The organism is Lentzea cavernae (assembly GCF_014653695.1).
In the GTDB taxonomy this organism is placed as follows: domain Bacteria; phylum Actinomycetota; class Actinomycetes; order Mycobacteriales; family Pseudonocardiaceae; genus Lentzea; species Lentzea cavernae.
Window position 1 is genome coordinate 24,871 of the sequence record NZ_BNAR01000012.1, and the last position, 23,842, is coordinate 48,712.

Genomic DNA, 23,842 nt, shown 5'->3' on the forward strand with positions numbered 1-23,842 from the left:
TTTAATTCGCTGGTAACGCGATGAATCCCGCGCCCGCGAGGTACGCGACGACGTCGGCGACGATCAACCGGCTGAGCTGGAGGTTGTTCGCGATGTCGGCGATCGTGGACTCGGTGTGCATCAACGACTTCGCGATCTCCGCGGCCGGCGCCCGGTGCAGCGTCACCTGGTAGGCGAGACCGGGGCACACCATGGCCTGGTCTCCGTTGAGGCGTTCGATGCTGGTGTCGGGCAGGATGCCGATCGGCTGTTCGTGCGCGATGTGCGGCAACGTGAAGACGGCGTCGCCCGCGATCGCCAGCACCGAGAGGATCGGCCCCGCGCCGTCGTCGAGCCCGAGCGACGGGATGACGCAGCCACCCAGTTTGTCGAGCGTCTTCTTGAGCCTGTGCCACACCGGGCACGGGCCGCCGCCGCCCGACTTCCAGCTCGCGTAGTTCTCGTACAGCGCGGGGATGTTCTCGAGCGAGACCGGCCCGAGCGTCATGCGGTGCAACGCCTCCCGCACCAGGGGCGTTCCGTCGTGCAACTCGATGTCACCCCATCGGCCGCGCACGGTGAGGTGGCCACGTTCCGGATCACTCACCACAACCGCGTCCTCGAGCAGCGACCACAGCGGCCGTGCCGACGGAATGTGTGATTTCACGGCAGTTCCCCAGCCTGTGCGCAAGTGGATCACATGAACATCGGGATCGGGTTCAGCTCGTCGTAAGTCGCCGGTCTTCTCACACGGCCCAGTGCTACAGGAACGTCGTAGAGCCTCCCTTGAGCGAGCCTCGACCAGAAGTGCCGCATGCCCGGCACCACCACCTTCACGACGGGAAGTCCGACGTGGGGCCGTGTCTGGTCGAGCACGAGGACCTCCATCCCGGCCGCCTCGATCCGGGTCTGCACGGACCTGACGTCCTCCCCGAGGTCGGGCTGGCGCGAGTAGTCGTGGTGCGGCGCGGCGGCGCCGCTGGGCGCGAGGTACGGCTGGTTCGCGATGGTGGCGTCGGCGAGCCAGCCGCGCAGGTCGACGTCGAGCGCGCGACGCCCGTTGTCGTCGAGGTCGATGATCGTGGGCATCACCTGGTTGAGCTCGGTGAGCGCCCTGCGCAGCGCGCACCGCGGGTCCAGGTGGGCGCCGAAGCCGAACATGATGTCCTCGTGCGGTCCGTCGACGCGGCGCGACACCGCGGCGAGCACGGGCACGCCGAGGTCGGCGGTCAGGTCCAGCACCCACAGCTCACGGCCGAGGTCGGCGTAGACCTCGCGCATCTCGTCGACGAACGGGTCGCCCGCGGCGTCCAGGTCGACGGCGGGCACGACGCTGCGGTTGTACCACCACAGCGCGATCGCGTCGCGTTCCACCAGCTCCAGCATGCCCTGCAGGGTGGCGTCCTCGATGCTGCTGCCCGCCGCGCACCCGTTGGAGTTGGCCACGATCGACCGGGGCGCGGGGGCGCCGAAGTAGAGCGACGAGGTCGGCATCAGCCGGTGGCACTGGGCGGTCATCGACCACACCGGCGTCCAGTCGAGCACGCCGGTCTCGTCGAACGGCTCCGCGACGTGCTGGAACGCCGAGTGCGCCCCGTTCCACGCGGTGCGGTCCTCGAACTGGCGCGGGTGGTAGAGCTGGAACGTGTCGGGGTGCACCGCCTCGTCGCCGAGGGTGCGGAAGCTGCCCCGGATCCGCGCTTCGTCACCGTGGTAGCCGGCGCTGTAGCGCTCGAGCGCCTCGCACAGCGCGCCGACCTCGGCGTCGAGCGCCGTGACGCCCTTGCCGCCGTTCTCGCACCGCAGGGTCGACCGCAGTCCTTCGAACCCGCCGCCGTTCGCGGCGTGGTTCAGCCCGGAGCGGTAGGAGTGGAACGTGCTCGGGCCGCGCGAGTCGCGCCGGACGTCCTTGACGACGCCGGTGACGGGGCTGATCAGGTGGCCGTAGGTGTCGAGCACCTCGCCGGGCGTGGAGGACCGGTGGCCGCCGCCGTCGCGCGAGCGCTTGAGCCTCTGCCCGATCAGCACCGGCCGGTGGGCCTGCTGCCGCACGATGTCCGGATCGCCGCAGTCAGGGCACTGCGGCAGCGCCCTGACCTGGTGGTGCGTGGTGCGCAGGGTGAGGCTGTCGCACGCCCACACCTCGCGCTGGCCGGGGTGGCGGTGGCCGGCCAGCCACTTCGTGGCCTCGAGCGCGGCGACCTCGACGGCCGTCGCGGTGACGGACGGCAGGTGCACGGCCGGCCGTGCCGCGGGACCGTTCTGCCCGCGGCGTGCCTGGACGTGCGCCTCGGCCGGGCGGTTGGCCGACAGGCGGGTCGCGAGACACCGCCAGCAGGCGCCGTCGCCCGGGGTGAAGACCGGCCCGACCCACACCTGGGTGCCGGTCGGCCTGGTGAGCAGCCACGGAGTGCCCGTGGCGCGGTGGGACTCGTCCACCTCCCGCAGGCCGGGAGCTAGGTAGTCGTCGCAGACCACGACGGTGAGAGCGGCACCCGGTTCGTCCTCGGCGCTGAGGACGAGCCCGGCGCGGCGCAGTGCTCCCGCCATGGCCCCGGTCGCAGCACCGCCCACGGCGACAAGCCGCACGCGTGCGGTGGTCGTGCTGGTGACGGCGCTGGTCGCGTCCAGTCCCGCCGCGTCCCAGTAGGCCAGTGCGGCCGCGCGGGTGGCGGGATCTCCGGTGTGGTCATCGGGTTCACGCGTGCAGAGGAGCCCCGCGGCCCCCAGCCGCGTCAGCACGCGTCCCACGTGCTCGGTGGGCACGTGCTCGGGCATCTCACTGAGCAGTGCGGTGAGGTCCCTCGTGCCGTCGAGCAGGGGAGCGATCAGTTCCACGTGCGGCCCGCGCAGTGCCGTCACCCCGTTCTCGGCGAACAGGTAGACGGCCTCTCCCTGCACGATCTCGGTGCGCAGGTGGCGCTTGAACCCGATGCGTTCTCTCACGACCGGCTCCGTGTGGGCTCAGGCGGCCAGCGTCTGGTCCGCGTGGAACCACGTCCACGGCGGCAGGCCACATCCGCTGAAGAAGGCGAACGTGTTGTCGCCGGTGTTCGTGGGACGGTCGAACTCGTAGATCGAGAGCACGGCGTCGTCCCCGTCGGGCGACGTCGAGGGTGAAGGTAACAACTCGAGCGTGCGGTGTGCGGACATTTTTGGCCCCCAAGCGTTTGAACCTCGGTTTTCGGTGGTAGCCCAATGGTTCTGCGAACTGGGGAAAACTCGGTAGTTACTCGTTAATGTGCATGCATGTGAAGTTCTCATGCCCGTCGCGGGCTGACTTCATCCGCGTTCGGTGGTGCAGACACTGCCCTTTCCCGCCCCCGTGCGGTGAACTTGTCCATGAGTTCACAGCACGATCGCGGAGGAGGGACGACGATGCAGATCAAGGTCCTCGGTCTGGTGGAGGCCACGGTCAACGGCCGGTCGGTCGTTCCGTCCGCGGCCAAGCCGCGTCAGATCCTGGCGCTGCTCGCGCTGAACGCGGGACAGGTCGTGCAGGTCCCGACCCTCGTCGAGGAGCTGTGGGACGACCGCCCGCCGCGCAGCGCACGCACCACGTTGCAGACCTACATCTTGCAGCTGCGCCGGCTGATCGGTGACGCGCTGGCCGCGTCCGACGCGTCCGAGGCGAAGGAAGTGCTGGTCACCCGCTACGGCGGTTACCTGCTCGACGTGCCGGAGACGGCCGTCGACGTCTACGAGTTCGAACGGCTCGTCCAGTCCGGTCAGCACGCCTACGAGGCCGAGGACTTCGCGGCCGCGTCGAGGCTGCTGGGGGCGGCGCTGGAGATCTGGCGCGGCCCCGCCGTGGTCGACGTGCGGCCCGGCATGCCGCTCGGCCTCGAGGCGGTCCGGCTCGAGGAGGCACGGCTCAGCGCGCTGGAGATCCGCATCGACGCGGATCTGCGGATGGGCAAGCACAAGGGGCTGCTGAGCGAGCTCGCCGTGCTCACCGTCAAGCACCCGATGAACGAGCACCTGTGCGCGCAGTACATGATCTCGCTCTTCCGGGCGGGCAGGCAGTGGCAGGCGCTGGACGCCTTCAAGGGGCTGCGGCACACGCTCGTCGAGGAGCTCGGGGTGGAGCCGTCGACGCGGCTGCAGCAGCTGCAGCACGCCATCCTGACCTCGGACCCGCGGCTGGACCGCGAGGAAACCCGTCAGCTGCAAGGACTTCTGGCATAGAAGTGCGCTTCGAGCGGCTCCCGTCACACTGTGACGGGAGCCGTTTTTCGTTCTGCCACAAGGCATTCGTCAAGGCGACCTCCAGCGGATTACCAGCTCGCGCTGGCAACCTCACAGGTGGGGCGCGCGAAACGCCCGGTGAGGAAAGGAAAAGGCCGTGAGCGAACTGACCATCGAAGGTCTCAAGGACATTCTCAGCGAGGCCGCCGGCGAGGACGACTCGTTCCAGGCCGGGCGGAACATCCTCGACACCCCGTTCATCGAGCTGGGCTTCGACTCGCTGGCGCTGCTCGAGACGGTGTCGTTGATCAAGCGGAAGTACGGCGTCGCCGTGGCGGACGACGAGCTGGCGGTCATCGAGACGCCGCGCGCGTTGCTGGCCAAGGTGAACGGCGTGCTCGCGGCCTGAGCCGCCGAGCCCAGAACAGACGAGATGGAGACGGGACATGACGCACACCACCACGCACACGGTCATGATCGGTGCTCCCGCCAAGGTGGTGTACGACCTGATCGCGGACGTGACCACCTGGCCGTACACCTTCGGGCCCACGGTGAACGCCGAGGTGTTCGAAAGCGACGGCTCGACCGAGCGCCTGCGGTTGCACGCGTTCGCGAACGGTGACGTGCGCACGTGGACGTCTCGTCGCGAGCTCGACCCGGCGAACCTGCACGTCAAGTTCCAGCAGGAGCGTTCGGCCGCGCCGGTGAAGACGATGGGCGGTGAATGGCGGATCGTCCCGATCGCCGACTCGGCGACCCGGGTCGATCTGCTCCACCACTTCACCGCCGCCCAGCCGGAGGCGGTCGACCTCATCCTGAACGCGGTCAACAACAACAGCGACGCCGAACTGGCCGCGCTCAAGCGCGCGGCCGAGTACGGCGACGACTACGACAAGCTGGTGCTGAAGTTCTCCGACAGCATCACGATCCACGCGAGCCGCAAGGACGTGTACGAGTTCCTCTACCGGTCGGACCTGTGGCCGCAGCGCCTGCCGCACGTGGCCCGGCTGGACCTGACGGAAGCGGTCACCGGCGTGCAGTCCATGGAGATGGACACGCGCAGCCCGGACGGGTCGATCCACACCACGCACTCGGTGCGGGTCTGCACCCCGTACGACGGCATCGTCTACAAGCAGACGCGCACACCGCCGATCATGGCGGCGCACGTCGGCCGGTGGACGTTCACCGACATCGGCGACGGCATCGAGGCCGGCATCCAGGCGACCTCGCACCACACGGTCGTCATCCGGCCCGAGGTCGTGACCGACGTGCTGGGGCCCGACGGGACGATCGAGCGCGCTCGCGAGCTCATTCGCCACGCACTGGGCACCAACAGCCTCACGACTCTCCGGCACGCCAAGGAATTCGCCGAGAACGGGTGAGGTGACGCGATGGGGCTGGGCGGCGCGGACCTGCTCACCGCGGCTGCACGCGCTGCAAGCCGCAACGGGCTCCACGTGGTGTCGATGTACCTGGAGAGGGCAGCGGCCGAGCACAGGCTCAAGGGATGTCCGTCACCGGTGGCGCCCTGCGCCCAGGAGATCGAGGCCTCCCGAGTACTGCTGTCGGGATTCTAGGTGGAGCTCTACGACATCTCGTTGCGCCGCACCGGTCTGTCCATCTCGGACAGGCTGGTCGCGGTCCGGCGCCTCGACGCGCTCGGTGTCGCGTTCGTCGACGGAGGCAGGCCTGGACGGTGGCCCCGTCCCGGGACCTTCTACCGCAGAGCGGCGTCCGAGCTCTCGTTGCGCGCCGCCACCCTCATCGCTTCCGGTGGTGCGGAGGACCTCGCCGCACTGCTCGCCGCGGAAACCCCCGCGGTGGCCGTGGTTGTACAAGGGCACGGTCTCCCGGACACCTTCACCGGTGTCCGGGAGGCCGTGCGCCAACTCGTGCGCGCCGAACGGCGAGTGATCGTCGAGGCGCGGGACTTCTTCGACGGCTGGCTGGCCGACCCCGAGCACGCGCTCGAGGTCGTGCTGACGGCCGCGGAGGCTGGGGCGGAAACCGTGTTGCTGCACGACACAGCGGGTTCGTTGTGGCCCGACCAGATCGGCGAGATCGTCGAGGTGGTCGCGGAAACCGGTGTGCCGCTTGGTTTTGGTTGTCACGACGCCGGCGCTTCGGCGGCGAAGCAGCTGTTCGCCGTGGATGCGGGGGCGGGACTCGTGCAGGGGTCCTACGCCGTCGTTCAAGGTGGCCTCGATCGGGCCGTCCCACCATCGGTTCATCCGGCAGAAACAGGTGTCGCTCCCGTGCCCTGTCCGAGATTGGAGCAGACCGTGTCCGCACAGAAGGCGAATGGAGGTGTCCGATGAGTCGTCGCGCCGTCATCACCGGGGTGGGCGTGGTCGCACCTGGTGGAATCGGAACGAAGGCGTATTGGAATCTGCTGTCCGAAGGGCGTACGGCGACTCGCATCATCACGCACTTCGACGCGTCTCCGTACCGCTCCCGCATGGCGGGGGAAGCAGACTTCGATCCGGTTCGCGAAGGCCTCACACCGCAGGAGATCCGCAGGCTCGACCGGGCCGCGCAGTTCGCGGTCGTCGCGGGCCGTGAGGCGATGTCCGACTCCGGCATCGAGTTCGACCAGCTCGACCCCGGCCGCATCGGTGTCTCGCTCGGCACCGCGGTCGGCTGCACGACCTCGCTGGAGCGCGAGTTCATCGTCGGCTCCGACCGGGGCAAGTACTGGGAGGTCGACCAGTCCTACGCCGTCCCGCACCTCTACGACTACTTCACGCCGTCCTCGATGGCGACGGAGCTGGCGTGGACGGTCGGCGCGGAAGGCCCGGTCTCCGTGGTCTCCACGGGCTGCACCTCCGGCCTCGACTCGGTCGGGTACGCGGCCGAGCTGATCATGGAGGGCTCCGCGGACGTCGTCGTCACCGGCGGCACCGAGGCCCCGCTCTCCCCGATCACGGTGGTGTGCTTCGACGTCATCCGCGCGTCGAGCACCCGCAACGACGACCCCACCACCGCGTGCCGTCCGTTCGACAAGACCCGCGACGGCCTGGTGCTGGGCGAGGGTTGCGCGATCATCGTGCTCGAGGAGCTGGAGCACGCCCGCGCCCGCGGTGCGCACATCTACGGTGAGGTCGCCGGCTTCGCCTCGCGGTGCAACGCCTACCACATGACGGGCCTGCACCCCGAGGGCATCGAGATGTCCGACGCCATCAACATCGCGCTGAAGCAGGCGCGGGCGGACGCCACGGACGTCGGGTACATCAACGCGCACGGGTCGGGCACCAAGCAGAACGACCTGCACGAGACGGCGGCGTTCAAGCGTTCGCTGGGCGCGCACGCGTACAAGACCCCGGTCTCCGGCTTCAAGTCGATGATCGGGCACTCGCTCGGCGCGATCGGATCGCTCGAGATCGTCGGCTCGTTGCTGGCGTTCGAGCAGGACCTCATCCCGCCGACGGCGAACCTGCACGAGCAGGACCCCGAGTGCGACCTCGACTACACACCCCTGGTCGCACGCGAGAAGAAAGTCGACACGGTCCTCACCGTGGGCAGTGGTTTCGGTGGATTCCAGAGCGCCATGGTGCTCAAGAAGGTGGAAGGGGCGGGCCGGTGACTCGGGCGGTGGTGACGGGAATCGGCATTGCTTCGCCGAACGGGCTGGGGCCGACCGCGTACTGGCGGGCGACCCTGCAGGGGGAGACGGCGATCAAGCCGATCACCCGGTTCGACAGCGCCAACTACTGGGCGAAGATCGCCGGTGAGGTGCCGGGCTTCGAGGCAGGCCGGCACCTGCAGGGCCGGCTGCTGCCGCAGACGGACCACATGACGCGGTTGACGCTGGTGGGCACCGACTGGGCGTTGCGCGGCGCCGGTGTGCAGCCCAACGACATCCCGGACACCGACATCGCGGTCATCACCGCGGCGACGGCGGGCGGGTACGAGTTCGGTCAGCGCGAGCTGCAGAAGCTGTGGCACCAGGGCCCCGAGTACGTCTCGGCGTACCAGTCGTTCGCGTGGTTCTACGCGGTCAACACGGGCCAGATCTCCATCCGCCACGGCACACGCGGTCCCGGCGCGGTGGTGGTGTCCGAGCAGGCCGGTGGCATCGACTCCATCGGCCACGCTCGCCGCCAGCTGCGCAAGGGCGTCCAGCTCGCGCTGACCGGCGGCATGGACTCGTCCCTGTGCCCGTGGGCGTGGGTGGCCCACCAGGCGTCGGGCCGCCTGTCCCGCAACAACAACCCGAGGCGCGCCTACCTGCCCTTCGACCGCGACGCCTCCGGGTACGTCGCGGGCGAGGGCGGCGCGATCATGGTGCTCGAGACGCCGGAGTCGGCGTCCGAGCGTCCGGGAACGCGCATCTACGGTGAGATCGTCGGGTACGCCTCGACGTTCGACTCGCGGATGCCCTCGCGGGAGCCGGGCCTGAAGCGGGCGGCGGAACTCGCGTTGCGCGACGCCGGCATGGACGCCTCGGAGATCGACGTGGTGTTCGCCGACGCGGCGGGCATCCCCGAGCTCGACAAGGCCGAGGCCGAGGCGATCAAGGGGATCTTCGGGCCGTACGGCGTGCCGGTGACGGCCCCGAAGACCATGACGGGCCGCCTCTTCGCCGGTGGCGGGTCCCTGGACGTGGCGTCGGCGATCCTCTCCATCTACTGGAGCGCGATCCCGCCGACCGTCAACGTCGAGAACCCCGTGCCGGAGTACGAGCTCGACCTCGTGATGAACGAGGCGCGGCACGGCAAGATCAAGGCCGCGCTGGTGCTCGGCCGCGGCAAGGGCGGCTTCAACTCCGCCATGGTGGTTCGCGAGTACAGGTGATGTCGTGCCTCGAGGCCGTGAAGGTGTCCCCTTCACGGCCTCGAGCCGTTTCTGGAGGCGTGTTGTGGACGTAGCACTGATGTTTCCGGGCCAGGGATCGCAGTACCCGCGGATGGCGGCGTCCCTGTACGGCACGGACGCCGTGTTCACCTCGGTGGTCGACGAGGTGTTCGAGCTGTTCGGCGAGGTCGGCTCGCTGGCCTGTGACGACTGGCTGTCCGGTGCCGGCATCGACCACGTGTCGCGCGCGCAGCCTCTGCTGTTCGCCGTCGACTACGCGTTGGGACGCACGGTCCTGTCGTGGGGCGTCAAGCCCGTCGCGTTGATCGGGCACTCCGCCGGTGAGGTGGTCGCGGTCACCCTGGCCGGCGTCTTCTCGTTGGAGGAAGCCGTGTCCCTGGTGCGGGACCGGGTGGTGTCGGCCGTGCCGATCCCGTCCGGCGGGATGCTGGCCGTGGCGGCCACGGAGGCGGAACTGCTGCCGTACCTGGCGGGCGACGTGGCGATCGCGGCCGTGAACTCCGCCCGGCAGACGATGCTGGCCGGGTCGGACGAACCACTGGCCGCGGTGCGCGCCCGGCTGGAGGCGGACGAGTTCACCGTGGTGACCGTGCCCGCCACGACACCGTTCCACAGCCCGGCGATGCAACCCGCCGTGGACGAGGCGCTGGCGGCCTGGACCGTGTCACCGCGCGCGCCGAAGATGCCGGTCTACTCCGGGTACACCGGCACGTTGATGACCGAGCACGACGCCACCTCCGCGCGGTTCTGGACGCGGCAGCTGACCGACACCGTCTACTTCGGACCGGCGCTGAACGACCTGCTGGCGATGTACGACGTGCTCCTGGTCGAGGCCGGTCCCGGGCAGACGCTGACGTCGTTCGCGCGGCGCACGAAGGCGGTGCGGCACGGGGCTTCGCAGGTGCTGCCGCTGCTGGACGCCTCGGACTCCGTCGAGACCGCCCGCGCCCGTCTGGTGTGAGCACGTAAAAAGGCCGCCCTCTCCCGGTGGAACCCCACTGGGAAGGGCGGCCCTTTGCGGTCACCTAGTCGATGCCGCGGACGATGTGGTCTTCGGTCTCGGGCGGGGAGAAATCGTTGTCATCCATACTTCCCAAGGTAAGTACGGTGATTCAGCTCTCACTTGAGCCCGGGTTCGAAACGAACGTTCGCGTCGTCAGTCGTCGAGGAGCGCGACGGCCCTGGTCCAGCCGGCACCGGCACCCTTGATCTTGACCGGGAACGCGACGACGGTGAACCCGAAGTCCGGCAACGCCTCCAGGTTCGCCAGGCGCTCGATCTGGCAGTACTCGCGGTCGCGGCCGGCGAAGTGCGCGGGCCACAGCACGCTCTCGTCCTTGGTCTGCAGGTAGCGCTTGACGATGTCCGGGAACGGCGCGTCGAGGCTGAACGCGTCGGTGGCGATCACCTTGACCCCGAGGTCCAGCAGGAAGTTCGTGGCGGGACCGTCGAGTCCGGTGTAGTCGGTGAAATAGGTCTGGGTGCCCGCGTGCTCGGCGGCGCCGGTGTCGAGGATGACGATGTCCATCGGCTTCGGCGTGTAGCCGATGCGGGCGAACTCCTTCTCCAGCACCTCGACGCCGATGACACCGGTGCCGTGGCCGCGGACGTCGAGCTTCACACCGGGGTTGTGGAACCACTCCAGCGGCATCTCGTCGATGTGGCGCGGGATCCCGTTGCCGTACGTGGTCTTCGAGCCGTAGTGCGACGGCGCGTCGACGTGCGTGCCGGTGTGGGAGGTCAGGCTGATCCGGTCCAGCGTGAGGAACTCGGAATCCCGCAGCACGGAGACGTCGAACTCGATGCCGAGCCGCGCCTTGAGCTGCTCGGCCATGTGTTCGGCACCCTGGGCGGCCGTGAGCACCTCGTGCGTCACCGGGTCCGCTTCGTACGCGGATGCGTCAATGTGGGAAGACAGATCGATGATGCGCATGGTGCTGAGCCTGGCGGGTGTTCCTTGAGCACGTCTCAAGACGGGGTGTGCAGAGTTTTCCCCAGCCTGACACCGTTTTAGGGAGCTCTCTCATGATCACCTTCGTCAACCGCTTCACGCTCACCGGTGACCCCGAGGAGTTCGAGAAGGCCTTCGACGAGACGGCCGCGTTCCTGCGCGAGCAGCCGGGCCTGATCCAGTACACGCTCTCGCGCCAGCTCGACGACCCGGCCTCCTACATCAACATCGCGTTGTGGGAGAGCGCCGACGCCCTGCGCGGTGCCCTGGCCCACCCGGACTTCGGCAACCACGCCAAGGCGATGCGCGGCCTGGCCGAGTCCACCGGCGCGATCTTCAGCCCGCGTCTGTCGTTCGAAGCCTGATGGGTCCTCTCGAGGGGCTGAAGGTCGTCGAGTTCGGCGGTATCGGGCCCGGTCCGCACGGCGCGATGCTGCTGGCGGACCTCGGCGCGGAGGTCACGCGCGTCGAGCGTCCGTCCGGCGGCCTGTCCGTGGTGCCGGACGCCTCCCGCGACTTCCTGTTGCGCGGCAGGCGTTCGGTGTCGGCTGACCTGAAGTCCGCTGACGGCCGGGCCGCGGTGCTGGCGCTGATCTCGTCGGCCGACGTGGTGGTCGAGGGCTTCCGGCCCGGCGTGCTGGAGCGCCTCGGGCTCGGGCCCTCCGACTGTCTGGCGGTCAACCCCGGGCTCGTCTACGCGCGGATGACGGGCTGGGGCCAGGACGGTCCGCTGGCCCAGCGCGCCGGCCACGACATCAACTACCTGTCGGTGACCGGGGTGCTGCACGCGATCGGCAAGCCACCGCTGAACCTCGTCGGTGACTTCGGCGGCGGTTCGCTGTACCTCGTGCTGGGCGTGCTGGCGGCGTTGTGGGAACGGCAGCGCACCGGGCGCGGCCAGGTCGTGGACGCGGCGATCGTCGACGGCGTGGCGTCGCTGGCGCAGATGATCTGGTCGATGAAGGCGCAGTCGGTGTGGGAGGACTCGCCGGACTCGAACCTGCTCGACGGCGGGTGCCCGTTCTACTCGATCTACGAGTGCGCGGACGGCCGTTCTGTCGCCGTCGGGTCGCTGGAACCGCAGTTCTACGCGCTCCTGCTGGCCGGTCTGGGGCTTTCGGCCGACGACCTGCCCGCGCAGATGGACCGCGACTCGTGGCTGTTGCTGCGCAAGACGTTCGCCGAGGCCTTCCTGACGCGGACGCGCGACGAGTGGTCGGAGGTGTTCGCCTCCACGGACGCCTGCGTGACTCCGGTGCTGACGCTGGAGGAGGCCGCGTCCCACCCGCACCTGGTGGCACGCGGGGTGTTCACGGCCGATGGCGCGGCCGCGCCTGCACCACGCTTTTCCGGCGACTAGATTCGCCTTGTGGAACTGCGAATCTTCACCGAACCCCAGCAGGGCGCGAGCTACGACGACCTGCTCCGCGCGGCGCGGACGGCCGAGGACGCCGGGTACGGCGCCTTCTTCCGCTCCGACCACTACCTCAGCATGGGGTCGGCCGACGGCCTGCCCGGCCCGACCGACCCGTGGATCACGTTCGCCGGTCTCGCCCGCGACACGTCGACGATCCGCCTGGGCACGCTGATGACCGCGGCGACGTTCCGCCACCCCGGACCGCTGGCCATCAGCGTCGCCCAGGTCGACCAGATGTCCGGCGGGCGCGTGGAGTTCGGCATCGGCGCGGGCTGGTACGAGGCGGAGCACACCGCGTACGGGATCCCGTTCCCGGCGCTGGGGGAGCGCTTCGAGCGCTACGAGGAGCAGGTCGCGATCATCACCGGCCTCTGGGAGACCCCGGAGGGCGGCACGTTCTCGTTCGAGGGCAAGCACTACGCGCTGACGGACTCGCCCGCGCTGCCCAAGCCCGCCCAGGAGCGCGTCCCGCTGCTGATCGGCGGCATGGGCGCCAAGCGCACCCCGGCGCTGGCCGCGTCCTACGCCACCGAGTTCAACCTGCCGTTCGTCGGCATCGACGCCGCCGTCGAGCAGTTCGGCCGCGTCGACGCCGCCTGCGCGGAGATCGGCCGCGACCCGAAGGAGCTCACCCGCTCCGTCGCCCTCGTCGCCGCCGTCGGCCGCACCGACGCCGACGTCGCCCGCCGTGCCGCCGCGATCGGCCGCGAGGTGGACGAGCTCAAGGAGAACGGCCTGGCCGGCACGCCCGCCGAGGTCGTCGACCGCATCGGCGCCTGGCGGGATGCGACCGGTATACAGCGCGTGTACCTGCAGATCCTGGACCTCGCCGACCTCGACCACATCACCGAGATCGCGTCGGACGTCGCTCCGCAGCTGAGCTGATATACGGGATATCAGGCGAGCGCTTTGCGCACTGCCGCCGGCATAGGCAGGACGTACCCCGCGAAGCGCCGCCGATGTCCGATGTATCGCAGCTGCAACGCCGGGTCGTCGAGGTAGCGCTGCTCCAGCCCGTCCTGGCCGAGCACGACCTTCAGCCCCCGTCCGAGCAGCGACGGCGAATCGAGGTCGAACCGGGCCCGCAGCACGTCGGCGGCGGCGTGGTCACCGAACTCCAGCGCCGCCCGGCGCACGGACTCGACCGGCACGACCAGGTACGGCTCGTCGGCGCGGACGCCGTCGCGGTGGGCGATGCCCAGCGCGGCCAGCGCCTTCTGGTGCGCTCCGCCGTCGAGCCCGAGGTAGTAGCGCTCCCACTCGCCGACCTCGATCCCACCGGACCACGTCCGGACCGGCGCGGCCACCGCCACCGAGCCCGCCGGCAGTCCTGACGAGGCGAAAGCCGTGATCGTGGCAGCCGTGAACAACTGGCGTCGGGACAACCTCACGACGCACCCTCCTCCGAAGGCCTGCGGCTCCCCGCCGCAGGGCTACGGAATGCTAGCGAAGGTGATACCCGCCGCGACGGGGCCAGTGCGGGCCAAAGTGCGGTCCGTCAGGGGGAGCGTTCCGTCGAGCGCCGCGAGCACAGAGTCACGGGCGAGCGGCAGGACCTCGGCGACGGTGACGTCACGGCCCAGCTCGTGCGAGAGAGAAGCGACGCCCGCGTCGGCGATGCCGCACGGGATGATGTCGCCGAACGCGTCGAGGCTCGCGTTGCAGTTGATCTCGAAGCCGTGCATGGTCACGCCGCGCTGCACGCGGATGCCGATGGCGGCGACCTTGCGCTCCGGGCCCCGGTCGTCGGCGGGGATCCACACGCCGCTGCGGCCCTCGACCCGGCCGGTGTGCACGCCGAGCCGGTCGCACACGTCGATCAGGCCCTGCTCGACGCGCCGCACGTACTCCACGACGTCGATCGGGTCGGAGAGCTTGACGATCGGGTAGCCGACCAGCTGGCCGGGACCGTGCCAGGTGATCTTGCCGCCGCGGTCGACGTCGATGACCGGGGTGCTGCCCCCGCGCGGGCGCTCCTCGTCGAGGGTGCGCTTGCCGCAGGTGTAGACGGGCGGGTGCTCCAGCAGCAGGAGGGTGTCGGGGCCGGTGCCACCGGCACGCGCCTCCGCGATCTCCTTCTGGAGGTCCCACGCCGCCGTGTACTCGATGAGCCCCAGCTCACGGACGACGACGGGGTCTGACGAGGTGCGGGACGAGTTCACGACCCGACGTTACCAACCCCAGCAGCACGGCGGCCAAAAGCCCGACGCCCGTCACACCCAGCACGGCGCCGACGACGTCGGTGACCCAGTGCATCTCCAGGACGATCCGCGCGAACCCCGCCACCAGCACCGCGAGCACCGCCCACAGCACACCGCGCCTGAGCAGCACGACCATCGTGAAACCGACCGACGCGACCGCCACCGTGTGCCCGCTCGGATAACTGGGCAGGTGGTACTCGATGGGCCGCACGCGGTCGAAGAGGAACCGCGTCAGCAGGGTCGCGCAGCAGATCGCGTGCAGCGCCAGCGCCTTCCACAGCCGCGGATCGCGCCGTTTCCACGCCAGCACGAACAACACGGCCGCGAACGCCCACCCGAGCGTCGGCCCCATCACCAGGCTCACCGCGAAAGCCGTCGCCCGCAACCACTCCGGGCGCGGGAGCTCGTCGTGCACCCACACGTCGAGCCCCGTCATCTCGGGGAGTCCCAGCAGGACCCACGAGATCACCAGCACCGCCGCGACCGCTCGCGTCATGCGACCGCCGCGTTCAGGGCCGACGGCAGTGCCGGGTGCAGGAAGTGGAACCCGCGGCTCTCCAGCACCTTCGGCGTCAGGCCGGGGCCGCTGAGCAGCAGCTCCTGCGCCATCTCGCCGCCGAGCAACGTCTTGAGCGCGAACGCCGGCACCGTCCACGGCGTCGGACGGCTCAGCGCGGCGCCGACCGCCTTGGTGAACTCGGCGTTCGTGACCGGGGTCGGGCCCGCGACGTTGACCGGCCCGCGGATCTCGTCGTGCTCGACGACGAACCGGTAGGCGGACACGACGTCGTCCAGCGACACCCACGGGAAGAACTGCTCACCGGTCCCGAGCTTGCCGCCCAGGAAGAACTGGAAGACCGGCCTCAACCGGCCGAACACACCACCGGAGGGGGAGATGACGACGGCGGTGCGCATCAGCACGACGCGAACACCGGCGTCCTGGGCCGCGGACGTCGCCGCCTCCCAGTCCTGGGTCAGCCGCGACATGAACGTGTGGCCGCCCGGAGCGTCCTCGTCCGCGAGCCGCGAGCCGGTGTCACCGTAGAAGTGGGCGCCCGACGAGCTCACCAGCGCGGGCACGCCGTGCTCGACGACCGCCGCCGACAGCACCTCGGCCGGGACGACCCGGCTGTCGTGCAGCACCTGCTTGCGCGCGTCGTCCCAGCGCTTGTCGCCGATGCCGGCACCGCACAGGTTGATGACGGCGTCGACGCCGTCGAACGTGCCGTCGTCGATGCGACCGGCGTAGGGGTCCCACCCGCGTTCGTCGGGTGCGGCGGCTTTGCGGCGCACCAGCCGCAGCACCTCGTGCCCGGCGGCGCGCATGGACGCCACCAGGCTCGTTCCGATCAGGCCCGACGATCCCGCGATGACGACTCGCATACCTAGATCGTTCCCCACGCGGGCGGCGCCTGCACAGCCGCAACTGACATAACGGACCCAGGATGTGCCGAAGGCCACCCCGGCAAACCGGGGTGGCCCTCAGATCACACTCTTCGGTGCTGTCAGAGACCGAGGTCGGCCTCGAACGCACCCTCCTCGAGACGGTTCTTGACCGTGGTGAGGAAGCGGCCCGCGTCGGCACCGTCGACCAGGCGGTGGTCGTAGGTGAGCGCGAGGTACATCATCGAGCGGATCGCGATGGTGTCGTTGCCGTCCTCGTCGGTCAGGACGACCGCGCGCTTCTTGACGACGCCGACGCCCAGGATGCCGACCTGCGGCTGCTGGATGATCGGGGTGTCGAAGAGGGCGCCGTTGCTGCCGAGGTTGGTCAGCGAGAACGTGCCACCGGCGAGCTCGTCCGGCGTGAGCTTGTTCGACCGCGCGCGCCCGGCCAGGTCACCGATCTTGTGGGCGATGCCCGACAGGTTCAGGTCACCGGCGTTGTGGATCACGGCGTTGAGCAGGCCGCGCTCCGTGTCGATCGCCAGACCGAGGTGCTCGGCACCGTGGTAGGTGACCTCCTTGCGCTCCTCGTCGATCGACGCGTTGAGCACCGGGTGGGCCTTGAGGGCCTCGATGGCGGCCTTGGCGAAGAACGGCAGGAACGTGAGCTTCGCGCCCTCACGAGCCTCGAACGCCTTCTTGGCCTGGTTGCGCAGCCGGGCGATCTTGGTCACGTCGACCTCGAACACCTGGGTGAGCTGGGCCGACATCTGCAGCGACTCGCGCGTGCGCTGCGCGACGATCTGACGCAGGCGCGGGAGCTTCTGCACGGTGCCGCGCTTGCCCGAGTTGTCGACCGACGCCGGGGCGGCGGTGCGAGCGGCGGGGGCGGAGGCGGCCGGAGCGGCGGCCGGTGCCGGAGCCGGGGCCTTCTTGGCCTCGACGGCGGCGAGCACGTCCTGCTTGCGGATGCGGCCGCCGACGCCGGTGCCCTTGAGCGAGCCCAGGTCGATGCCGTTCTCCGACGCGAGCTTGCGCACGAGCGGCGTGACGTACGGGGTGCCGTTCGCGTCGTCGCCCGAGGAAGACGCCGCGGGAGCCTCCTGCTTCGGAGCCGGAGCGGCCTGCGGAGCCGGAGCCTGCTGCTTCGGCGCCTCTTCCTGCTTCGGCGCGGGGGCCGGGGCCTCCTGCTTCGGCTCGGGCTTGCTCTCCTGCGCGGGAGCCGGCTGCGACGAGGCCTGGGCCGGGCTGCCGGAACCGACGACGGCGAGCTTGCCGCCGACCTCGACGGTCTCGTCCTCACCGGCGACGATCTCGAGCAGCGTGCCCGCGACCGGCGACGGGATCTCGGTGTCGACCTTGTCGGTCGAGACCTCGAGCAGCGGCTCGTCGACCTCGACGCTGTCGCCGACCTGCTTGAGCCAGCGCGTGACGGTGCCCTCGGTGACGGACTCGCCGAGCGCGGGCATCGTGACGTCGGTGCCCTCGGCGGAACCACCCGACTGGGCGGGCGCCGGAGCCTCCTGCTCCTCCTCGGCAGGCTGCTCCGCGGACGGCTGCGTCTGCTGGGGCTCCTCCTGCTGCTGCTCGGGGGCGGACTCCTGGGCGGGAGCCGGCGCCGAGTCGGAGGAACCGCCGTCACCGTCGCCGATGACCGCGAGCTCGCCGCCGACCTCGACGGTGTCGTCCTCCTGGGCGACGATCTTCTGCAGGACACCGGCCGCCGGGGACGGGATCTCGGTGTCGACCTTGTCGGTGGAGACCTCGAGCAACGGCTCGTCCACCTCCACCCGGTCGCCTTCCTGCTTCAACCACCGGGTGACCGTGCCCTCGGTGACGCTCTCACCGAGTGCGGGCATCTGGACGGAGAAGGCCATTGTTCGCTGACTCCTCGTGCTCTCGTGTGGCTGACTTTGTGTGGGGAACGGTCAGCCGTGCACGTGCAGCGGCTTGCCGGCCAGGGCGAGGAATGCCTCGCCGAGGGCTTCAGTCTGGGTCGGGTGGGCGTGGATCAGGGGAGCCACGTCCTCCGGGTGAGCCTCCCAGCTGTAGATCAGCTGGGCCTCACCGATGAGCTCGCCGACGCGTTCGCCGACCATGGTGATGCCGACGACCGGGCCGTCGGGGGCCTTGACGAGCTTGACGCCACCGGCGGTCTTGAGGATCTGGCTCTTGCCGTTGCCCGCGAGGTCGTAGACGAACGTCTCGGCGGAACCGTACTTCTCCTTGGCCGCGGCCTCGGAGAGACCCACGGAGGCGACCTCGGGCTTGCAGTAGGTGACGCGCGGGATGCCCGCCTCGTCGATGACCTTCGGGTTCTGGCCCGCGATCTCCTCGGCCACGAAGATGCCCTGCTGGAAACCGCGGTGCGCGAGCTGCAGACCGGGCACGATGTCGCCGACGGCGTAGACGTTCGGCAGGTTCGTGCGCAGGCGCTCGTCGGTGACGACGAAGCCGCGCTCGATCTTGACGCCGGCCTCCTCGTAACCGTGACCCGCGCTGTTCGGGCCGCGGCCGACCGCGACGAGCAGCAGGTCGGCGTCGAGGACGTCGCCGTTCTCCAGCGTGACCGAGACGCCCGAGCCGGACTGGGTGGCGCCGGTGAACTTCACGCCGGTCTTGAACTTGATGCCGCGCTTGCGGAACGCGCGCTCGAGCTGCTTGGACGCGTACTCGTCCTCGGCCGGGACCAGGCGGGGCAGGGCCTCGACGATGGTCACGTCGGCGCCGAACGAACGCCACACGCTCGCGAACTCCACACCGATGACGCCGCCGCCGAGGACGACGACCTTCTCGGGGATGAAGTCCAGGTTGAGCGCCTGGTCGCTGGTGATGACCCGGCCGCCGATCTCGAGACCGGGCAGGCTGCGGGCGTACGAACCGGTCGCGAGGACCACGTTCTTGCCGGTGTAGCGCTGACCGTTCACCTCGACGGTGTTCGGGCCGACGAACGTGCCCGCGCCCTCGACGAAGGTGACCTTGTTGGCCTTCGCCAGTCCCTGCAGGCCCTTGTAGAGCCGCGAGACCACGCCGTCCTTGTACGAGTTGACGCCGGCGATGTCGATGCCCTCGAGCGAGGACTTCACACCGAACTGGTCGCCTTCGCGGGCGTTGTCCGCGACCTCGGCCGCGTGCAGCAGCGCCTTGGTCGGGATGCAACCGCGGTGCAGGCAGGTGCCACCCAGCTTGTCCTTCTCGACCAGGACGACGGACAGGCCGAGCTCGGCCGCGCGGAACGCGCAGGCGTAGCCACCTGAACCACCGCCGAGGATGACGAGATCGGCGTTGGTGGCCGACTCCAGTTCCGGCGAAGTCACTTCGGATCTCCTCGGGATTACTTACTACGCGCGGGTGCGCGCGAGGTACTCCGCCATCTTGTCACTAGTTGTCGGAGCGCGGTGATCCGGCATGGGGACATCGCGTCACGATCCTGATCATTCACCTACTCATAACACCCTTTCCTGGCACCATGGTGGAGGCAAGCATCAGGAGGTGCCCGATGGGGCTGTTCGACCGTTTCCGCAGGAAGCCACGGCCGGGTGTGCTGCGTACCGCCTCCGGCCAGGACACGAGCCACCTCGAGCAGTGGACCAAGAGCCGCCAGGGCGTCGAGGCCTATGTGGAGCCGAAGACCACGGTGACCGAAACCACTGTGGTCCTGGTCGCCCACGACGGCGAGTGGACCCGCCGCCGGGTCGCGTCACCGGACGCCGCGAAGTCGTTCGCACGCAAACTCGGCATGCCCATCTACGACGCGGGCATCGTCGGTTACCCGAAGCGCATGCGCGACTACACCGCGCGGCAGAAGAAGCTGGGCAACGGCTAGGCGCTGTCCTGCAAGTCTCGTCGGGCGACAGCGGCGGCCGAGGGCCCCGGAGACGGCACCGCCGCAACGCCCGGTATGAGGGCGTGGCGGCGGTACCGCCTCCGGGATTCTCGCCCGCGTCTCTCACCTGACGAACTTGCAGGACAGCGCCTAGACCCCCTGGATCGCCGGGGCGATCCAGGGCTCGCTCGCCCCGGTGCCGATCTCGTCGGTGGTCCCGTTGATCGTCGCCATCAGCGACAGGTATCGCTGCAGCACGCCGCCGAACCTCGCGACGGCCTCCTGGGCGTGGTGCTCGACGAGCGGGTCGGGTTCGCTCATCGCCCGCGTCAACTCGGCCGGCTCCGGCGCGTCGCCGGTCACCTCGGCGGTCAGCCCGGCGAGCGAGGCGAGCAACTGCCCGCCGATCTCGCGCCCGCGCGGCGAACCGGGCTCCACTCCGGACCGTTCCGCCTCCCACGCCTCGGCCTCGATCACCCGGTGCGCCTCCACACGCGCCATCACCTCCGGCGACGTCACAAGTGCCGCCTTCGGCGAGGCGAAGCTGGAGCGGAAGAACACCCGCACCTCGTCGCGGAAGTCCGCGTCCTGCACCAAGTCCGCGAGTTCGATCCACGCCTGCAACTGCTCGGTGCCCGGCTCCTGCGGCAGCACGGGCCGCAACCGGCGCAGGTGCTCGACGAACGCCGGGTGCACCGCCAGTCCGTCGGTGACTTCGCTCCAGAAGTCGTCGAGCAGCCGCTCACGGTCCTCATCGGACAGTGAGACGAGCTCGTGCATGAGAGCGATCTGCCGCGCACTGCTGCCCTGACTCACCACGGTCCGCAAGACGGCCCGCCGCGCCTTCAGATGCCGCAACTGCCGTTCGACGATCACGAGGTGCGCACTGGCCAGGTCGTGCAACGACGTCTCGTCGGCCAGCACCCGCCGCACGTCCTCCACGCTCGCCCCGAGATCGCGCAGCGTTCTCACCAACTCCAGCCGTGCGACGGCCTCGACGTCGTAGAGCCGATACCCGCCGTCGGTGAGACCGGTCGGCGTCACAACACCTTCGTCCGCGTAGAACCGGATGGCGCTCACGCTCAGCCCGGTGCGGCGCGCGACGTCCCCGATGGCGTAGAGCTTGTCGTTGGTCATGACCGGCACCCTGCTGTCTCAAGCAGCTTGAGACTCAAGCCCTTTTCACGCCACCGTCGGCTCGTGCCGCACGGGGAAGTTCACGCTCGCCGCGATGAAGCACATCGAGTGCGCCTTCTCGTGCAACGCCTGCGCCGTCTCCCTCGTGCCCGGATCGGCGACGGTCACGACGGGGTTCAGCACCACCCCGGTGATCCGCCCCGACCCGTCGGGGTGCTCGGTCATCGTGCCGGTCGCGTGATCCCGGTAGCCGGTGACCACGACGCCGTTGACCGACGCGAGGTGCAGGAACCAGAGCATGTGGCACTGCGACAACGACGCGACGAGCAACTCCTCGGGGTTGTACCGGCTGCGATCACCCCGGAAAGACGGATCGGACGACCCGAGGATCGTCTCCTTGCCCTCGATCCGAATCTCGTGCGCGCGCTCGTAGGAGTTGTACCCGGAAGTCCCGGTCCCGGTGTTCCCGGTCCAGACGACGTCAGCCTCGTAGTGATGCGTCCCCATGTGGAAATCCTCCTCTCCTCACGCCCCGAGGCCTAGTCCCGCCGGCACTCCCGGCTCCACCGCACCGATATATCAGTTCCTGAAGGCCCGCGACCTGCCACTTTGCAACCAGTCTTTTGACTTCGTCGGCAAATGAGCCGTTGCAAAGGCCGAGATCGTGTCCGTGGCGATTGTGGCGGTGTCTTTCCTGGCCGAACGATTCGCGGTCGTTTCTTTCGCTTTTCGCGCGGACTGCCAGAATCGGCGGAAAGGGTGGCGATATCGCGATCGGCATTCGCGCACGTGGGGGAGTGGGCATGCGACTCGGGCGGCTGCCGTTGGACGAGCAGATCGAGGCGCTGCGGGATGTCCTCAGCCGCAACACAACGCTGACGGACGTCCTCGCCGGGGCGGCCGGACTGCGCCTGCCGGGCTGGTACCTGACCGCCGGCTGCGTGGTCCAGACGGTGTGGAACGTCGTGACCGGCAAGCCCGCCGAGGACGGGATCCTCGACTACGACCTGTTCTACTTCGACGCGTCCGACCTGTCGTGGGAGGCCGAGGACGCCGTCATCCGCGCGGGCCGTGAGCGGTTCGCCGCCGTGCCCGCGACCGTCGAGATCCGCAACGAGGCCCGCGTCCACCTCTGGTACGAGCAGAAGTTCGGCGTGCCCTGCCCGCCGCACGACTCGACCGAGTCGGCCATCGACTCCTTCGCCGCCACCACCTGCTGCGTCGGCGTCCGGACAGACCCCGACGGCCGGTGGCGGGTCTACGCGCCGCACGGCCTGTCGGACGTGTTCGACCTGGTCGTCAGGCCCAACCCCGTCCTCGCGCCCCGGGACGTCTACGAGACCAAGACGTCCCGATGGCGCGAGCAGTGGCCGGAACTCACCGTTCTCCCATGGCCCTGAGACCACGTCTTGAAAAGCCGGACGGGCGGAGACCCCGAAGGATCTCCGCCCGCGTCAGCGAGGAGGACTCAGCCGTTGGCCGCGATGTCCGCCAGCACGGCCGCGATGGTCCGCACCGGGACACCGGTGCCGCCCTTCGAGGTGTAGCCGTACGGCCCACCGGTGTGGAACGCCGGGCCGGCGATGTCGATGTGCGCCCACTGCACGCCCTCGGCCACGAACTCGCGCAGGAACAGACCGGCCGCGAGCATGCCGCCCCAGCGGTGGCCGGTGACGTTCGCGAGGTCGGCCAGGCGGGAGTCGAGGTCCGCGCGCAGCTCCTCGGGCAGCGGCATGGCCCACGCCGACTCGCCGACGGCGGTGCCGATGGCGGCCACGCGGTCGCGGAACTCGTCGGAGCCCATGACGCCCGAGGTGCGCTTGCCCAGGGCGACGACCTGCGCGCCGGTCAGGGTCGCGGTCTCAATGAGGTAGTCCGGGCCGTCCTCGCACGCGCGCACGATGGCGTCGGACAGGATCAGGCGGCCCTCGGCGTCGGTGTTGAGCACCTCGACGGTCTTGCCGCCGTACATGGTCAGCACGTCGCCGGGGCGGTAGGCGTCACCGGACGGCATGTTCTCCGCCATCGGGATCGACGCGATGATCTCCAGCGGGTACTTGAGCTTCGCGGCGAGCACCATCGTCGCGACGATCGCGGCGGCGCCCGACATGTCCGAGGTCATCTCGTCCATGCCCGCGGCCGGCTTGATCGAGATGCCGCCGGTGTCGAACGTGATGCCCTTGCCGACGAGCGCGACCTTCTTGACGGCCTTCGCGCCCTTGTACGAGATGCGCACGAGGCGCGGCTGGCGGGTCGACCCGACGCCGACGCCCAGGATGCCGCCGAAGCCCTGCTTCTTCAGCGCCTTCTCGTCGAGGATCTCGACGTCGAGGCCGGCCGCGGTGGCGAGCTTCTCCGCGCGGGCGGCGAACGAGGCGGGGTAGAGGTCGTTCGGCGGGGTGTTGATGAAGTCGCGCGCGATGGCGACGGACTCGGCGATCGCCACGGCGGCCTTCAGCGCGGCCTTGTTCTCCTTGGAACCGGCGGCGTGCAGGTCGACCTTCGCGACCGCGCCCTCGCCCTTGTCCGACTTGTACTCGGTGAACGAGTACGCGCCGAGCAGCGTGCCCTCGGCGGCGGCACCGACGTGCAGCGAGGCGAGCGTGTTGATCGCGCGCTTCTTGCCGGCCAGCGCGCGGGCGGCGACACCGGACGCGCGGCGCACCTGCTCCTCACCCGCCGTCTTGCCGAGGCCGACGGCGAGCAGGAGCGGAGCGGCGATCTTGCCGAAGGTCGGCACCTTCACCAGCTCGTCGGCCTTGCCGGACGCGCGCAGGGTGCCGAGCACGTCGAGCAGCGCGCCGTCGAACGCGGCGGCGACCGCCTCGGCACCGGGGGCGAGCTCCAGACCGTCCGCACCCTGCAGGGTGCCCACGACGACTGCGTCCGCGGCGGTGGTGCTCAGGTCACCCTCGGTGAGGGCCAGCTTCGGGGCTGTCACG

General features: G+C 69.7%; 26 protein-coding genes. 13 read left to right on the plus strand and 13 right to left on the minus strand.

From position 1 onward, the window contains the following. Position 1: 1 nt before the first annotated feature. Genes IE307_RS31995 through IE307_RS32005 form a run of 3 tightly spaced genes read right to left on the minus strand, consistent with a single transcriptional unit; the run spans position 2 to position 3,132 of the window. Positions 2-646, minus strand: coding sequence for a hypothetical protein (locus tag IE307_RS31995; RefSeq protein ID WP_191303138.1), 645 nt, complete (start codon positions 644-646; stop codon positions 2-4). A 29-nt stretch (positions 647-675) separates the two neighbouring features. Further along, a complete protein-coding gene (locus IE307_RS32000; RefSeq protein ID WP_191303139.1) occupies positions 676-2,925 on the minus strand; it encodes a TOMM precursor leader peptide-binding protein in 2,250 nt (749 codons plus the stop codon). Positions 2,926-2,943: 18 nt separating this feature from the next. Further along, a complete protein-coding gene (locus IE307_RS32005) occupies positions 2,944-3,132 on the minus strand; it encodes a hypothetical protein (RefSeq protein WP_191303140.1) in 189 nt (62 codons plus the stop codon). Positions 3,133-3,357: 225 nt separating this feature from the next. Here IE307_RS32005 and IE307_RS32010 point away from each other — a divergent pair, with 225 nt between their 5' ends. From IE307_RS32010 to IE307_RS32045, 8 genes are all read left to right on the plus strand, one after another. Next, positions 3,358-4,167: an AfsR/SARP family transcriptional regulator gene (locus IE307_RS32010; protein ID WP_191303141.1), complete on the plus strand. Its 810-nt coding sequence runs from the start codon at positions 3,358-3,360 to the stop codon at positions 4,165-4,167. A gap of 157 nt (positions 4,168-4,324) precedes the next feature. After that, a complete protein-coding gene (locus IE307_RS32015; RefSeq protein WP_191303142.1) occupies positions 4,325-4,576 on the plus strand; it encodes an acyl carrier protein in 252 nt (83 codons plus the stop codon). Positions 4,577-4,613: 37 nt separating this feature from the next. Beyond that, on the plus strand, positions 4,614-5,549 hold the full coding sequence (locus IE307_RS32020) for an aromatase/cyclase (protein WP_191303143.1): 936 nt from the start codon (positions 4,614-4,616) through the stop codon (positions 5,547-5,549). 9 nt (positions 5,550-5,558) lie between these two features. Further along, a complete protein-coding gene (locus tag IE307_RS32025; RefSeq protein ID WP_191303144.1) occupies positions 5,559-5,744 on the plus strand; it encodes a hypothetical protein in 186 nt (61 codons plus the stop codon). Next, on the plus strand, positions 5,745-6,485 hold the full coding sequence (locus tag IE307_RS32030; protein WP_191303145.1) for a hydroxymethylglutaryl-CoA lyase-like TIM-barrel protein: 741 nt from the start codon (positions 5,745-5,747) through the stop codon (positions 6,483-6,485). Beyond that, positions 6,482-7,750: a beta-ketoacyl-[acyl-carrier-protein] synthase family protein gene (locus IE307_RS32035; RefSeq protein WP_191303146.1), complete on the plus strand. Its 1,269-nt coding sequence runs from the start codon at positions 6,482-6,484 to the stop codon at positions 7,748-7,750. The genes IE307_RS32030 and IE307_RS32035 overlap by 4 nt, the downstream gene beginning before the upstream one ends. Then, on the plus strand, positions 7,747-8,961 hold the full coding sequence (locus IE307_RS32040) for a ketosynthase chain-length factor (protein ID WP_191303147.1): 1,215 nt from the start codon (positions 7,747-7,749) through the stop codon (positions 8,959-8,961). Before IE307_RS32035 ends, IE307_RS32040 begins: the two co-directional genes overlap by 4 nt. 64 nt (positions 8,962-9,025) lie before the next feature. After that, on the plus strand, positions 9,026-9,943 hold the full coding sequence (locus tag IE307_RS32045) for an acyltransferase domain-containing protein (protein ID WP_191303148.1): 918 nt from the start codon (positions 9,026-9,028) through the stop codon (positions 9,941-9,943). 195 nt (positions 9,944-10,138) lie between these two features. Here IE307_RS32045 and IE307_RS32050 read toward each other — a convergent pair whose 3' ends face one another. Continuing rightward, entirely contained in the window at positions 10,139-10,915 is a 777-nt protein-coding gene (locus IE307_RS32050) for a cyclase family protein (RefSeq protein WP_191303149.1), read from the minus strand. 92 nt (positions 10,916-11,007) lie between these two features. Here IE307_RS32050 and IE307_RS32055 point away from each other — a divergent pair, with 92 nt between their 5' ends. Genes IE307_RS32055 through IE307_RS32065 form a run of 3 tightly spaced genes read left to right on the plus strand, consistent with a single transcriptional unit; the run spans position 11,008 to position 13,235 of the window. Continuing rightward, entirely contained in the window at positions 11,008-11,298 is a 291-nt protein-coding gene (locus IE307_RS32055; protein WP_191303150.1) for an antibiotic biosynthesis monooxygenase family protein, read from the plus strand. Next, positions 11,295-12,293, plus strand: coding sequence for a CaiB/BaiF CoA transferase family protein (locus tag IE307_RS32060; protein ID WP_191303349.1), 999 nt, complete (start codon positions 11,295-11,297; stop codon positions 12,291-12,293). Before IE307_RS32055 ends, IE307_RS32060 begins: the two co-directional genes overlap by 4 nt. A 9-nt stretch (positions 12,294-12,302) precedes the next feature. Then, positions 12,303-13,235 carry an LLM class F420-dependent oxidoreductase gene (locus tag IE307_RS32065; RefSeq protein WP_191303151.1) on the plus strand — a complete coding sequence of 311 codons (933 nt, stop codon included), beginning with the start codon at positions 12,303-12,305 and terminating at the stop codon, positions 13,233-13,235. A gap of 11 nt (positions 13,236-13,246) precedes the next feature. On the opposite strand, the gene IE307_RS32070 is transcribed toward IE307_RS32065, so the two are convergent. From IE307_RS32070 to lpdA, 6 genes are all read right to left on the minus strand, one after another. Beyond that, on the minus strand, positions 13,247-13,741 hold the full coding sequence (locus IE307_RS32070; RefSeq protein ID WP_191303152.1) for a hypothetical protein: 495 nt from the start codon (positions 13,739-13,741) through the stop codon (positions 13,247-13,249). A gap of 42 nt (positions 13,742-13,783) precedes the next feature. Next, positions 13,784-14,512, minus strand: a complete 729-nt coding sequence (gene lipB / locus IE307_RS32075) for a lipoyl(octanoyl) transferase LipB (RefSeq protein ID WP_191303153.1) — start codon at positions 14,510-14,512, stop codon at positions 13,784-13,786. Next, positions 14,469-15,047: a phosphatase PAP2 family protein gene (locus tag IE307_RS32080; RefSeq protein ID WP_191303154.1), complete on the minus strand. Its 579-nt coding sequence runs from the start codon at positions 15,045-15,047 to the stop codon at positions 14,469-14,471. The genes lipB and IE307_RS32080 overlap by 44 nt, the downstream gene beginning before the upstream one ends. After that, entirely contained in the window at positions 15,044-15,934 is an 891-nt protein-coding gene (locus IE307_RS32085; RefSeq protein ID WP_191303155.1) for a TIGR01777 family oxidoreductase, read from the minus strand. Before IE307_RS32085 ends, IE307_RS32080 begins: the two co-directional genes overlap by 4 nt. Positions 15,935-16,056: 122 nt before the next feature. Further along, positions 16,057-17,814, minus strand: a complete 1,758-nt coding sequence (sucB, locus tag IE307_RS32090) for a 2-oxoglutarate dehydrogenase, E2 component, dihydrolipoamide succinyltransferase (protein WP_191303156.1) — start codon at positions 17,812-17,814, stop codon at positions 16,057-16,059. Between the two features lie 51 nt (positions 17,815-17,865). After that, positions 17,866-19,254, minus strand: a complete 1,389-nt coding sequence (gene lpdA / locus IE307_RS32095) for a dihydrolipoyl dehydrogenase (RefSeq protein ID WP_229905272.1) — start codon at positions 19,252-19,254, stop codon at positions 17,866-17,868. A 182-nt stretch (positions 19,255-19,436) separates the two neighbouring features. On the opposite strand from lpdA, the gene IE307_RS32100 reads away from it, so the two are divergent. Further along, positions 19,437-19,763, plus strand: coding sequence for an oxidoreductase (locus tag IE307_RS32100; protein ID WP_191303157.1), 327 nt, complete (start codon positions 19,437-19,439; stop codon positions 19,761-19,763). 150 nt (positions 19,764-19,913) lie between these two features. Here IE307_RS32100 and IE307_RS32105 read toward each other — a convergent pair whose 3' ends face one another. After that, complete coding sequence (locus IE307_RS32105) at positions 19,914-20,900, minus strand: helix-turn-helix domain-containing protein (RefSeq protein WP_191303158.1); 987 nt, start codon at positions 20,898-20,900, stop codon at positions 19,914-19,916. 45 nt (positions 20,901-20,945) lie between these two features. Further along, positions 20,946-21,407: an OsmC family protein gene (locus IE307_RS32110; RefSeq protein ID WP_191303159.1), complete on the minus strand. Its 462-nt coding sequence runs from the start codon at positions 21,405-21,407 to the stop codon at positions 20,946-20,948. Between the two features lie 296 nt (positions 21,408-21,703). Between IE307_RS32110 and IE307_RS32115 the strand changes: the two genes are divergently transcribed. Next, complete coding sequence (locus IE307_RS32115) at positions 21,704-22,300, plus strand: nucleotidyltransferase family protein (RefSeq protein WP_191303160.1); 597 nt, start codon at positions 21,704-21,706, stop codon at positions 22,298-22,300. A gap of 68 nt (positions 22,301-22,368) precedes the next feature. Here IE307_RS32115 and IE307_RS32120 read toward each other — a convergent pair whose 3' ends face one another. Beyond that, a complete protein-coding gene (locus IE307_RS32120; protein WP_191303161.1) occupies positions 22,369-23,841 on the minus strand; it encodes a leucyl aminopeptidase in 1,473 nt (490 codons plus the stop codon). Between the last annotated feature and the right edge of the window lies 1 nt (position 23,842).

Coding starts and splice junctions, on each gene's coding strand:
- IE307_RS32085 (WP_191303155.1), bottom strand. CDS start 15,934: ATGCGAGTCGTCATCGCGGGATCGTCGGGCCTGATCGGAACGAGCCTG.
- sucB (WP_191303156.1), bottom strand. CDS start 17,814: ATGGCCTTCTCCGTCCAGATGCCCGCACTCGGTGAGAGCGTCACCGAG.
- IE307_RS32025 (WP_191303144.1), top strand. CDS start 5,559: ATGGGGCTGGGCGGCGCGGACCTGCTCACCGCGGCTGCACGCGCTGCA.
- IE307_RS32050 (WP_191303149.1), bottom strand. CDS start 10,915: ATGCGCATCATCGATCTGTCTTCCCACATTGACGCATCCGCGTACGAA.
- IE307_RS32055 (WP_191303150.1), top strand. CDS start 11,008: ATGATCACCTTCGTCAACCGCTTCACGCTCACCGGTGACCCCGAGGAG.
- IE307_RS32080 (WP_191303154.1), bottom strand. CDS start 15,047: ATGACGCGAGCGGTCGCGGCGGTGCTGGTGATCTCGTGGGTCCTGCTG.
- IE307_RS32110 (WP_191303159.1), bottom strand. CDS start 21,407: ATGGGGACGCATCACTACGAGGCTGACGTCGTCTGGACCGGGAACACC.
- IE307_RS32035 (WP_191303146.1), top strand. CDS start 6,482: ATGAGTCGTCGCGCCGTCATCACCGGGGTGGGCGTGGTCGCACCTGGT.
- IE307_RS32020 (WP_191303143.1), top strand. CDS start 4,614: ATGACGCACACCACCACGCACACGGTCATGATCGGTGCTCCCGCCAAG.
- IE307_RS32010 (WP_191303141.1), top strand. CDS start 3,358: ATGCAGATCAAGGTCCTCGGTCTGGTGGAGGCCACGGTCAACGGCCGG.
- IE307_RS32100 (WP_191303157.1), top strand. CDS start 19,437: ATGGGGCTGTTCGACCGTTTCCGCAGGAAGCCACGGCCGGGTGTGCTG.
- IE307_RS32105 (WP_191303158.1), bottom strand. CDS start 20,900: ATGACCAACGACAAGCTCTACGCCATCGGGGACGTCGCGCGCCGCACC.
- IE307_RS32115 (WP_191303160.1), top strand. CDS start 21,704: ATGCGACTCGGGCGGCTGCCGTTGGACGAGCAGATCGAGGCGCTGCGG.
- IE307_RS32005 (WP_191303140.1), bottom strand. CDS start 3,132: ATGTCCGCACACCGCACGCTCGAGTTGTTACCTTCACCCTCGACGTCG.